12 protein-coding genes are annotated in these 11,996 nt (G+C 46.8%); 10 read left to right on the forward strand and 2 right to left on the reverse strand.

All coding sequences use genetic code 11. The features are described 5' to 3' along the window. Positions 1-4 precede the first annotated feature (4 nt). Positions 5-136 (reverse strand): hypothetical protein, encoded by a 132-nt coding sequence (locus DMB44_RS09680; protein ID WP_255414315.1) that lies wholly within the window; start codon positions 134-136, stop codon positions 5-7. Here DMB44_RS09680 and DMB44_RS04550 point away from each other — a divergent pair. The 8 genes from DMB44_RS04550 to DMB44_RS04585 all read left to right on the forward strand — a co-directional run bounded on the left by DMB44_RS04550 (position 116) and on the right by DMB44_RS04585 (position 7,724). Further along, a complete protein-coding gene (locus DMB44_RS04550; RefSeq protein ID WP_237265294.1) occupies positions 116-703 on the forward strand; it encodes a tryptophan synthase subunit alpha in 588 nt (195 codons plus the stop codon). The two genes, DMB44_RS09680 and DMB44_RS04550, sit on opposite strands and share 21 nt — an antisense overlap. Then, positions 703-1,677, forward strand: a complete 975-nt coding sequence (gene trpD / locus DMB44_RS04555; protein ID WP_110641292.1) for an anthranilate phosphoribosyltransferase — start codon at positions 703-705, stop codon at positions 1,675-1,677. Before DMB44_RS04550 ends, trpD begins: the two co-directional genes overlap by 1 nt. Further along, complete coding sequence (locus DMB44_RS04560) at positions 1,667-2,251, forward strand: phosphoribosylanthranilate isomerase (RefSeq protein ID WP_110641294.1); 585 nt, start codon at positions 1,667-1,669, stop codon at positions 2,249-2,251. The genes trpD and DMB44_RS04560 overlap by 11 nt, the downstream gene beginning before the upstream one ends. Further along, positions 2,235-3,293 carry an anthranilate synthase component I gene (locus DMB44_RS04565; protein ID WP_110641296.1) on the forward strand — a complete coding sequence of 353 codons (1,059 nt, stop codon included), beginning with the start codon at positions 2,235-2,237 and terminating at the stop codon, positions 3,291-3,293. Before DMB44_RS04560 ends, DMB44_RS04565 begins: the two co-directional genes overlap by 17 nt. Next, positions 3,290-3,841 carry an aminodeoxychorismate/anthranilate synthase component II gene (locus DMB44_RS04570; RefSeq protein WP_110641298.1) on the forward strand — a complete coding sequence of 184 codons (552 nt, stop codon included), beginning with the start codon at positions 3,290-3,292 and terminating at the stop codon, positions 3,839-3,841. The genes DMB44_RS04565 and DMB44_RS04570 overlap by 4 nt, the downstream gene beginning before the upstream one ends. Further along, the gene (locus DMB44_RS04575; RefSeq protein ID WP_110641300.1) at positions 3,838-4,551 is read left to right on the forward strand and encodes an indole-3-glycerol-phosphate synthase TrpC; all 714 of its coding nucleotides are present in this window, start codon (positions 3,838-3,840) and stop codon (positions 4,549-4,551) included. The genes DMB44_RS04570 and DMB44_RS04575 overlap by 4 nt, the downstream gene beginning before the upstream one ends. Positions 4,552-4,644: 93 nt before the next feature. After that, positions 4,645-6,126 carry a D-glyceraldehyde dehydrogenase gene (locus DMB44_RS04580; protein ID WP_110641302.1) on the forward strand — a complete coding sequence of 494 codons (1,482 nt, stop codon included), beginning with the start codon at positions 4,645-4,647 and terminating at the stop codon, positions 6,124-6,126. Positions 6,127-6,344: 218 nt separating this feature from the next. After that, positions 6,345-7,724, forward strand: a complete 1,380-nt coding sequence (locus DMB44_RS04585; protein WP_110641304.1) for an MFS transporter — start codon at positions 6,345-6,347, stop codon at positions 7,722-7,724. A gap of 31 nt (positions 7,725-7,755) precedes the next feature. On the opposite strand, the gene DMB44_RS04590 is transcribed toward DMB44_RS04585, so the two are convergent. Beyond that, a complete protein-coding gene (locus DMB44_RS04590; protein ID WP_110641306.1) occupies positions 7,756-9,567 on the reverse strand; it encodes an aldehyde ferredoxin oxidoreductase family protein in 1,812 nt (603 codons plus the stop codon). Positions 9,568-9,695: 128 nt separating this feature from the next. Here DMB44_RS04590 and DMB44_RS04595 point away from each other — a divergent pair, with 128 nt between their 5' ends. Next, the gene (locus DMB44_RS04595) at positions 9,696-10,859 is read left to right on the forward strand and encodes a serine hydroxymethyltransferase (protein WP_110641308.1); all 1,164 of its coding nucleotides are present in this window, start codon (positions 9,696-9,698) and stop codon (positions 10,857-10,859) included. Continuing rightward, entirely contained in the window at positions 10,849-11,937 is a 1,089-nt protein-coding gene (locus tag DMB44_RS04600) for a CBS domain-containing protein (RefSeq protein ID WP_110641310.1), read from the forward strand. The genes DMB44_RS04595 and DMB44_RS04600 overlap by 11 nt, the downstream gene beginning before the upstream one ends. The last annotated feature ends 59 nt before the right edge of the window (positions 11,938-11,996 follow it).

An 11,996-nucleotide genomic window follows, 5' to 3' on the forward strand; every position in this document is an offset into this window, starting at 1 on the left:
TCGTCTACTTCACTCTAGGATACAGATATGATACGATCAGACAGTTCATTCTGAAATCAGAGGGGTTTACGCCTTTGAGTTCGGCTTTCCCACAGAGAACCCTGTTTATGACGGCATGAAGCTGAGGAGAACGCACGATCCATCCTTGAACATGTATAGCGAAAATGAAAACGCCGAGGTGTTCAGAATGGCAGATGAACTGGGATCCAGAAAATATTCCCTGATGTATTATGAAGTCCTGAAATCTAGGGGAACACGGATCCTGGACTACCTGAACAGGAACGGATTCGACGGATCGATCATCCCAGATCTGATGATCGATCATAGGGAGGCATTCTACGAAACTGTGGAACTGCTGAGGCAGTATTCTCTGGAATACGTTCCGTTCGTTACCCCGATAACCCCCACAAAGATTATGCAGGATCAGATATCAGCCGGAGGAGACTGGATCTATCAGGGAATGATGCCGGCCACAGGAGTACAGCTCCCCTACAGCATAGATACCATATATGAACATCTCAAGCCCTTCGCGGGCGGAAGACACATAGTTTATGGTTTTGGTATCAGAGATATGGAGACAATGAAGAAGCTGGCAAAATATGATGCATTTGGCATAGCCGTTGGTACAGCCGTTGTTGAGATGATCGATTCTGGGGATACTGTCTCATACAGATCCCTCGTTGATATGATTCTGGAGGCCTGATGCAGATGTATTACAATTTTCTTACTGGAAAGGCCATGAGCAGGACAGAGGCCTTTGATCTCATGAGATACATGGCATCCGTGGAATGCAGTGATGCGTACAGGGCTGCCGTCCTGTCCGTCCTTCGCATACGCGGCATCACCGAGGATGAGATCATGGGGTTCTATGATGCAATGCACAAATACAGCATAAAGAGCGAAGCATCGGACATCGTTGGAACCGGCGGCGATATGGCAAACACAATAAACGTTAGCACCGCTTCTGCAATCGTTGCGGCTTCCTATGGAATCAGAGTGGCAAAATTTGGTAATAGATCGGCCTCTGGCAGCCATGGATCAGCCGACTTCATGATGGAACTCGGATACCGTTTTCCAGAGACCGTAGGCGATGCACAGCATCTGCTCGATACCAGGGGCTTCGTGTTTCTTTACGCACCTAACTTCCTCAGGGAATTCGCCATGTTCTCAGCTGTTCGCAAGGCGCTGGGATTTCCCACAGTGCTGAATTTCCTTGGACCGCTGCTGAATCCTCTGGCACCAAGCAAAAGGGTGATAGGAACTGCTGATGGAACGATGATGGATCTCTATGCGAAGACAGCGTTGCGATCCGGCTTCGCTTCCATCATAGTGCACTCCGCGGATGGAATGGATGAGATAAGCCCGCTTTCGAAGGCAAGGATACTCAGGGTAAACGAGACGATAGAAGAGGAGTTTCTGGATTCTCCTGGCATTGTGGGCAAGATCGAGGCGAGCAATATAGCATCCCCTGATCCAAGAAAGATCCAAGAATTAACACTCGCATCCATGGTGGGTGAAAACCAGGATGGATCAAAGTTCATAGCTCTTAACACAGCGCCGCTTTTGGTGCTGAACGGTTTCGCCGATAGTATCACTGAAGCCTACGACCTCGCGTTGGATCACGTGATGAGCGGCAAGCCGCAAAGATTTCTGGAGGAAATTCTGCATGAAAGTTAAGATATGTGGTATTACGAACGTCGAGGATGCGATGATGGCGTACGAGGCAGGTGCTGATATTATTGGATTCGTCTTCGATCAAAAGAGTCCAAGGCATGCCGATTATGAGGTACTCAGACAAGCCTCACGGGCAGGTCTGACCATTTCCGCCGTTTACACTGACATCTCGTCCATATACTCTTCAGAGATGATGGAGGATTACGTCCAGATCCATTTTCCGCACGATGATTCGCTCATAGATTATGTTCATGAACGAGGTGGCAGGGTGATATCCGTCATACGCTATGGACTCGAGGATCTTTCTAAGATATACGCCGATTATAAGAAGGCAGATATAATAATGGTGGAGCGTAAGCCCAAGATCTCAGAGGTGATCGACAGTGATGATTTTGATGGAAAGAAGCTTGGGTTTGCCGGAGGCATAGACCAAAACGATGTTCATATGATCCTGAGGAGAAACCCTCTTCTGATCGATGTGAGTAGCTCTCTCGAATACGCCCCCGGAAGGAAGGACAGACATAAGATCATGGATTTCTTTGAAGCTCTGGGTGAATATTATGAAGATCATCGATGAACTGGAGGAGTATAAGGATCACGAGTCCATAGCCTACTTCGCTTCCTTCCCAGACCGAGTTTCAGGTGACGAATACGCCTTCATCGGTGGCCAAATGATAACGGATCCGCAGAGTATCTTTGATGGCCATCTGCGTCCCGTCGTGGTCACATACGATTTCGTCAATAGCATATTCAGAACACAGGTGAAAAGATCAGGATGGCCAGAGCTCATCTCATTCGATCCAGAGACGATTTTGAAGAGAAAGATAACGAGACGTGGATCGATGAGAAAGAAGAACGTTGAAGACTTTTCTGATCCGGATCTTTCCAGAAAGATATCAGAGGTCAGGAAGCTGATCAGATCGGGGGAGATCCTTCAGGCCGTGATATCCAGGGAATTCGATATCTGCCTCGATCCATGGGAGAAGGTTCGTGAGTTCATCGATAACGATAGATCCAGATACGTGTTCTATTATAGAATTGGAAGATATCAGATTCTTGGGAGTTCGCCCGAGAACCTTGTCACGGTGGTTGGCAACGAGGTTTTCACCGATCCCATAGCTGGAACAGTCCCGGCCACATGGGATTCATCCATATTAACGGGAAGCTATAAGGATGCCAACGAACACCGGATGCTGCTTGATCTGGCCAGAAATGACCTGAGCAAGTTCGCGGATATCGGATCTCTCAACGTATCAAGGGTTATGCAGATAGAGGAATTCACCTCGGTGAAACATCTTGTGAGCCAGGTAAGAGCCAGATTTTCCAACACCTCTCATCTCGATATACTCAAGGCAATGTTCCCTGCGGGAACCGTATCCGGATCTCCCAAAGAACGTGCGATCGAGATAATAGATCGCTATGAAGAGACTCCACGTGGACCTTATGGAGGTGCCATTGGTATCACGATGGAATCCGCCATGGATCTTGCTCTGACCATAAGGAGTGCATATTCAGATGGGGCTGGCTTCAGAGTCAGGGCCGGCGCTGGCATAGTGAAGGATTCGGATCCTGATGCTGAGGTTCGTGAGATATATTCAAAGGCGAGGGCGGTCATTTGATCATACTGATAATAAATAATCATGATTCATTCGTCTACAATCTCTTCTATTACATCCGTTCGATGGGGGTGAAGGTAGATGTGGTTGACAATGATAGCTGGGCCGATACTTCAAAGTACGATAGGATAATTGTATCTCCTGGGCCTGGAACACCGCTCTCAAAGCGGGATGCCGGAAACATAATACATATGATCGAAAACTTCACCGGGCCGGTGCTAGGTGTGTGCTTCGGTCATCAGATACTGGCACACATGCTCGGATCTGGAATAGTAACGCTTGAAAGACCATATCATGGAGAGGTGGATGTTGTCAGGCATGGCGAAAGCCCGCTTTACGATGGCGTTCCGCCCGTATTCCATGCCATAAGATATCATTCTCTGGCAGTTGTACCAAGCGATGGCGTAGTTGTGGATGCTGTTTCGCAGAGCGATGGGACGGTTATGGGTTTCCATTCGCCTGACATGAGGATATTCGGAGTGCAGTTTCATCCTGAGAGCTATTTCACAGAATACGGGTTCAAAATAATACACAACTTCGTGAGATTATGAACGCAAAGGAAATACTTATGCGAAACAGGTTCAGGCGCTGCGATTTCAGCCGCATAAGGGATACTATAAGCCTCAAGAAGATCATAAAGGAACGTAATCTCCATGGAAAACTTGGGCTCATAGCTGAATACAAAAGGCGATCGCCTTCTGGTTTCAGCACGGATGAGGATATCCATTCCTATCTATCCTATGTGAGGTCTCACAGGATCTCGGGGTTAAGCATATTGAGCGAACCGATGTACTTTTCAGGATCCTTCGATGACGTGATCCTTGCTCACAGGCTGAACATTCCTGTACTGGTAAAGGATTTCACGCCTGATGATGAATTTGTCGTTCAAGCATACAATGCAGGCGGAGATGCTGTACTGGCAATACTGGACTTCCTTGATTTTCAAACGGTAGAACGCATAGTTAAACGTGCACTGGATCTAGGCATGGACGTGATAGAGGAATACCACAGGCCGGATGCCATTAAGAGGTTCGTACCAGGGGAAAACGTTATACTGGGCCTGAACAGGCGCGATCTGAATAGTTTGAATATCGAAGAGGTCAGCACTCGCATTGATTATGACGTACAGATACTCGAGAGCGGAATAAACATAACAAATGTCTCGCAAATTCCCAGGACATACAATGGATATCTTATCGGAACGTCAATACTAATGAGGGATGGAACCCTCGAATATCTTGAGCGAAACGGCCTGATCTAATCGACCGCAGGAATATTTGGATATATTTGCTATAAGCATTATTTATATAAAACGATAAAAAGCTTAAATTAAGATGAAGCTCTATCCATAATCATGGACACGAAACTTTACATAGATGGTGAGTGGGTTAACTCATCGTCAGGCAAGACTGTGGACAAGTACAGTCCGGTCACAGGGCAGGTCATAGGCAAATTTGAAGCAGCAACAAGGGATGATGTGGATAGGGCTATCGACGCAGCTGAAGATGCGTTCTGGTCCTGGAATGACCTTGGCTCTGTCGAAAGATCAAAGATACTATACAGAGCAAAGGAAATCATAGAACAGAAGAGAGGAGAACTGGAAAACATAATAATGGAGGAAAACGGAAAACCTGTTAAGGAGGCCAAGGAGGAGGTTGACGGCGTTCTGGATCAAATACAATACTATGCTGAATGGGCAAGGAAACTCAACGGAGAGGTTGTTGAAGGGACGTCGTCTCACAGGAAGATACTGCAGTACAAGGTGCCATACGGCATAGTGGTAGCTCTCACACCATGGAATTTCCCTGCTGGCATGGTTGCCAGAAAACTCGCGCCCGCGCTTTTGACTGGAAATACGATCATACTGAAGCCCAGCAGCGACACACCTGGTAGTGCAGAGTGGATAGTTAGAAAATTCGTAGAGGCTGGTATTCCAAAAGGTGTTCTTAACTTCATAACGGGCAGGGGATCAGATATCGGTGATTACATAGTTGAGCACAAGAAGGTAAATTTGATCACGATGACCGGATCGACATCAACTGGCCAGAGAATAATGCAGAAGGCTTCCGCAAATATGGCTAAGTTGATACTTGAGCTTGGCGGAAAGGCACCGTTCATGGTCTGGAAGGATGCGGATATGGACAACGCACTGAAGACACTCCTCTGGGCCAAGTACTGGAATGCGGGACAGTCCTGCATTGCGGCTGAAAGACTATACGTCCATGAGGATATCTACGATAAGTTCATGAGCAGATTCGTTGAACTCAGCAAGAAGATCGCACTGGGAGATCCAAAGAACGCAGATATGGGGCCACTCATAAACAAGGGAGCTCTACAGGCCACCGCAGAAATAGTGGAGGAGGCCAAGCAGAGTGGTGCCAAGGTTCTGTTCGGAGGTACCCAGCCCAGCCTCAGCGGGCCCTATAAGAATGGCTATTTCTTCCTCCCTACAATAATAGACAATGCTGACCAGAATTCAAAGATATTCCAGGAAGAGATATTCGCACCTGTGATAGGCGCGAGAAAGGTATCCGATGTTGACGAGTTGTATAAGTTAGCCAATGACTCGAAGTACGGATTAGCATCCTATCTGTTCACCAAGGATCCAAATCTGATCTTCGAAGCCGCGGAGAGGATCAGGTTCGGAGAACTGTACGTTAACATGCCTGGACCTGAGGCATCACAGGGATACCATACAGGCTTCCGCATGACGGGGCAGGCAGGCGAAGGGAGCAAGTACGGAATATCGGAATATCTGAAATTGAAGAACATATACGTGGATTATTCCGGAAAGCCCCTTCACATAAATACTGTCAGGGACCACCTCTTCCAATGAAAAATGAGTACATCGGACTCACGGCGAAACGAGCCTGGGGAAGCTCTCAATGAGTGACCCAGGCTTCATCTTTTTATATATAAGGCTTTCCATATCTCATGTTCTTATAGAGATGTTTGATGGATTTTTTTGACGTATTTTTCACAGAAACGTGTTTTTGAGATACTTTTTTTATAAAATATGAAAAAATTATTATACGCATAACTTGATTATTAAATATGGATAGATCTGGTCAACTGGATGAATCCATAAGGAATCAGGCCATAAGCTACCTTATCGATAAATTTTCTTCCTCTGGAACCAAGATAGGATGGCTCATGATAGCCTCAATCTTCGTAGAGTCATGGGATCTTTATTCAATATCGTTCATACTGATCTTCCTCTCGAAGATATTCCATCCATCGGCGTTGCTGCTTGGACTTACCGCCGCCGGCACACAGGGAGGGGCCGTCATCGGAGCACTGCTTGGAGGCTGGCTCGCTGACAGGATCGGAAGAAGGAAGATCTTCCTGTCCACCATGGTTATATTCATGGTGGTGGGCCTTGCTCAGGCTTTCTCTCCTAATATGATCGTTCTCGCCGCTCTGAGGCTGATACTCGGAGTTCCCCTGGGTATGGACGTTGCAAGTGGATACACATACATAATGGAGTACATGCAAAAGGGAAAAAGGGAGGTCATGGGGAACAGATGGCAGTTCATGTTCGCGGTCGGAGAGATATCGGCCATAGCGGCAGTTGCAATACTGCTTTATGCGGGTGTATCTCCACACATCCTGTGGAGGATTGTTCTAGGAGCGTCCGCCATACCAGCCCTTGTGATCTTCGTATTGAGATATAATCTTCCTGAAACTGCCATATGGTTGATCGAAAAGGGAAGATACGTCGAAGCAAAGAAGGTTACAAAGGAGATGTATGGAGATTCGCTGAGCATGCTCCCTGATCGTGATGAGGCCGTAGAAAAGGTTAAACTTTCAAGATTTTTAAGCGAGATCAGGAAAGACAGGATAAAGTGGAGAAGTTCGGTTTATGGCTGGATCGCCTGCTTTGCACAGAGCAGTGAATTTTCAACGTTTGCTTTCTACATCCCAGTGCTCTTCGTACTGCTTGGCGTATCAAGCATAATCGGAACTGATCTGATAACCCTGGGGATATATTTCGTCGCCATGATCTCTGGACTTGTGGGCCCTGCAATACTTCCGAAGATAGGACAGAGAAGGCTCAGCATATATGGCTTCGGCATAGTTCTAATCGCTCTAATAATCGCCGCAATTGCCATATTTACGCATCTTCTGATCATACTGCCATTCGTGGCTGCCTTGATGTTGTGGGGTCATTACTGGGATGCAGAAAACGTGATGACCATTCCATCAATGGTAGCCCCGCCCAAATATAAGGCAACATCTAGCGGCTTTGCGTATGTGTTTGTTAAGTTGCCAGCATTTCTTTCTATATTCCTATTTCCAGCCTTCTTCGACGCGATTGGAAAGGGGCCAGCAACACTCTTCACAGCCATATTTCCACTCATAGGGCTACTGTCTGCAATACTTATACTTCCAGAGGTGTATGGATACAAGGAGGTTCAGGCAACCCCGTCATGAAAGACAAAATATTAATTTTTATTAAAAATTTTTATATCTTGTAAAAATCCAAACCCAGTTCCTTTATCTTTTCCTCTGTCGGGTATCCTCTGGTATCCCAGCCGCGTGCCCTGTAATAGTCTTGCAGAAGCTTTGAGAGTGGAACGACGTTACCCTTCTTTGGGCCCTTTGGAATCGGAACGTTCAGGAAGCGATCTGGCAGCTTATCATCCTCTGGCTTTATTCCGGCCTTGAGATTAAAGAGACGTTCAAGGTTCCACACACGTTCGGCTGCCTTCATTATCTCGTCCTTCGTGTAATTGAAGCCGGTCACTGCATTTACAAGCTCTATGTAATCATCAAGATTCAGCGCAAACGACGGGAACTGACAGAGACCAGAACAGTCCATTACCTCGGTGAAATCCTGGATGTATTTCACCAGATCGGCCTTGCCCTCAAGCTGCAGTGGATCCTGCGTTGGCTCAACCCCAAGTATCTCGTTTGATATGGTGTATGCCCTCATATGTGATCCGCCTATGTTGCTAGTGGCATACTCCAGAGCCATGCCCCATACGCCTCTCGGATCGTATGCCGCGATCTCCTGCCCCTTGACGCTCATGGATACGCTTTCATCACCGTACATCTTGGCAAGGCGATAGGAACCTTCAGCCAGCTTGTCCCCAAAGTCCTTTCTGTATCCTATCTTCGCTGTCATCTCGAGCACAGCCGATGTATTTCCGAACTTCGGCTTTGTCGGTCCCACGTCTTTGTCAGGTATCTTGCCCTTCTCATACAGCTCCATTGCAGCTGATATGGTAAGTCCTGCGCTTATGGTATCGTATCCGAGTCGATCCGCATTATCATTGGCCGCTATTATGGTGTAAAGATCATGAACGCCTGTATTCGGTCCAAGTGCCCATGTACTTTCATATTCTGGCCCCTCACTCTCCCTCTCATTGTACTTGACTACACGACCACAGCCTATTGGACATGCAAAGCATGGCTGATTGTGGATCAAATAGGTCTCAGCCAGCGTCTCACCGCTCACATCATCCGCAAGCGGATCGTCGCCAGAATCCGTTGCATTTCTGTTCGAATATATACCTGATCTGTTTATTATGTTGGTGAGAACCTCGGTACCGAACTGAGTCAGACCCTGAGAGGTGACAGGGTTCTCCTTTATCTTCTTTAGCATCTTTGGGAGTGTTGCCTTGTACATTTCGGGATTGCCGATCGTCGGCATCTTCCCGCCGCCAGCCACGATCGCCTTGAGCTTCTTTGATCCCATGACCGCCCCAACACCATTTCTGCCTGCCGCCCTATGCTTGTCGTTCATTATCGATGCAAATTTAACCAGATTTTCACCGGCAGGGCCTATACAAGCCACGCTGACGTTTCCACCTATCCTACTGACGAGTATGTCTGTGGTTTCAAAGACATCCTTACCCCAGAGATCCGATGCATCTCTGAGTTCTGCTTTGCCCTTGTCCACAAATAGATACACTGGCTTGCTGGATTTTCCCTTGAATATTATCATATCAAAGCCTGCATGCTTCAATTTTGCCCCAAAGTAGCCGCCTGAATTGCTTCTGGTTATGGTTCCAGTTAAAGGACTTTTCGTCACAGCCATATAACGTGCAGCCGTGGGTGCACTCGTTCCAGTAAGAGGCCCTGGCGCTATTATCAGCTCGTTATTTGGGTCGTAGGGATCTATCTTTGGATCAACCTCATCAACATAATATCTCGTGGCGAGTCCCTGCCCACCTATATAATCCCTGGCCCACTCCATGTTTGTATCCTCGATCTTCAGCGTGCCACTGCCAAGATCGACCCTCAGAATCTTCCCCGTAAAACCTCCCACCATAACTATCGTATAATCAGTCTTTAAAAATATATAAATATTTTTAAATATATTTGAATTGCTCCTTTCTGATAATGCTTCAAAATTGAATGATCGATAATTTTTTATCGCGACATTCGTAATGTCCCTTTATGAGGAACGTTATAGAAATAGTCAGGGATGCAGATAGATACAGATCCTCCGTCATAAATCTGCAGGCTTCTGAGAACGCCGTTAGTCCCAATGTGATAAGAGCCATCGGTTCTGATTTCGCGTCCAGATATTCTCATATTGAGAATGGCGTCAATGATTATGGTGGAACCAGGTTCGCAGAAGAGCTCGAAGATACAGTTTCAAGAAAAACCTCTGAACTGTTTGGCCTCAAACACGCAGAGGTAAGGCCCCTCAGTGGGCATATAGCTGCAATGACCGTTCTTGCAGCTCTGGTGCGGAGAGGGGAGAGCGTAATGAAGATACCTGAATCCGTCGGCGGATACACCGGATATTCAGGAAACTATCTACCGAAGATGATGAACTTCAAGTCCTATGATATACCCGTGACCGCTGATGGTTTTGTTGATTACGATGGCCTCGCTAAGCAGGCCGAATACATAAGGCCCAAGATGATACTGCTCGGACAGTCCATCTTCGTTAAATCATATGATATGGCCAGAATCAGGGAGGTATGTGATCAGAATTCGTGCATCATAGGATACGATGCTTCCCATGTGATGGGCCTGATAGCTGGAGGCGAATTCCAGAAGGATTTGAAGAAGGCCGATATAATTTTCGGTTCTACGCATAAGACTTTCTTCGGACCTCAGGGAGGTCTGATTCTCACCGATGACGACGACCTGTACAGGCGCGTTGAGGAAAACATAACCTGGAAGACCATGGACAACTATAATATCGCCAGGATGGCAGGAGTGGGCGTTGCAATAGAGGAGATGATGAAGTATGGCAGGGAGTATGCACCGCGCGTGATCAGAAATGCCAGAAATCTTGCCAAAGCCTTGGATGAACACATACATATCAAGTACGGTCCATGGTACACCGAATCCCATCAGATACTCATGGAACCTGGCTGGCTTTCATCCCATGGCTATGATTTTGTAAGATTCAGCCGAGTGATGGAAGATAACGGTATAATAGTCGACAGAATAGGAAGAATAGGGACTGCCGAGATAACAAGGATGGGGGTTGATGATGTTGATGAACTGGCGGCCATGATGATAGATGCCTTCAAGGGAGTCGATGTGAAAGATAGGGTTAATAAATTCGTACGCAATATGAAAATGAGGTACTATGAAAGTTAGCGAACTGATGACCACGGACCCCATAACTGTGAGCATTGAAGACACGTTCTCTAAGGTGATGTCCAAGATGAACGAAACCGGCATACACCAGCTCCCCGTAATGGATGGGGATCGCTATGCCGGCATGATAACCTATTCGGATCTGCTGAAGAAGAGAAGCATACAGGTTAAATCAAAGATATCGAACTATGCAATAAGCACACCGACGCTCGACGCAGATGATGACGTCCTTGAAGCCGTGCGCCTGATAAAAGACACTGGATTATCCGCTATTCCCGTGTTCCAGAAGGGCAAGCTCGTGGGGATAATTTCAAGGACAGACATAATAAAGAATCTTCCGCAGATCGTGGATGTCAAGGATGTGCGAATATTCCAGATCATGAGCTCTGATCCAGTCTATGTCTACGAGGATGACGGAATAGAGGAGGCATTCGACAGCATGAGAATGCTCAACGAGGTCGAAATACCTGTGGCCAGCAGGGACGACAAACTGTCAGGCATAATCAGACTGAACAGCATCCTGAACATACTGTACAGGCATAAGGAGAAGATCAAGTATGGAGGATACGGTGAGAAGGAGCCCATAAACATTGCCTGCAAATCGCTGATGGATCCGCCTGTGAGCGTGGACAGGTATGCCGGCATTGAGGAGACCGTCAAGCTAATGATGCAGTACAGCCTGCACATAATGCCAGTGACAGACTCCGGAAAAATTGTGGGTATAGTGGATTTCAGCGATCTCATAAACATGATAAAGACAGAGAGCAAGGAGGGTATACTCATAGAGATAAGTGGCCTGGACATATACGATGAGGATCTGTACGATATAGCCTTTGAGCTCTCACAGCGCTTCCTTGAGAAATTCTCCAGGATGACAGATGTGTCCCAGGGAAAGCTTCTGATCCACGTTATGAAATACAAGACCCAGGGGTCCACCAAATACAGTATAAGAACTAGGATATCTGCTCCGCCACTGTTCCTCGTCCAGAATGGATCTGGTTGGAATTTCGCGGAGGTTCTCGGCGAGATATTCGACAGATATGAAGAGAGACTTAAGAAGATAAAGGAGAAGCAGTGAAAATGCTGTCTTCTCCAGTTGATTCTGTTCTTCATATTTCAAATATTCGCGTTCAAGTG

This window comes from Thermoplasma sp. Kam2015 (genome assembly GCF_003205235.1).
Classification (GTDB): Archaea; Thermoplasmatota; Thermoplasmata; order Thermoplasmatales; family Thermoplasmataceae; genus Thermoplasma.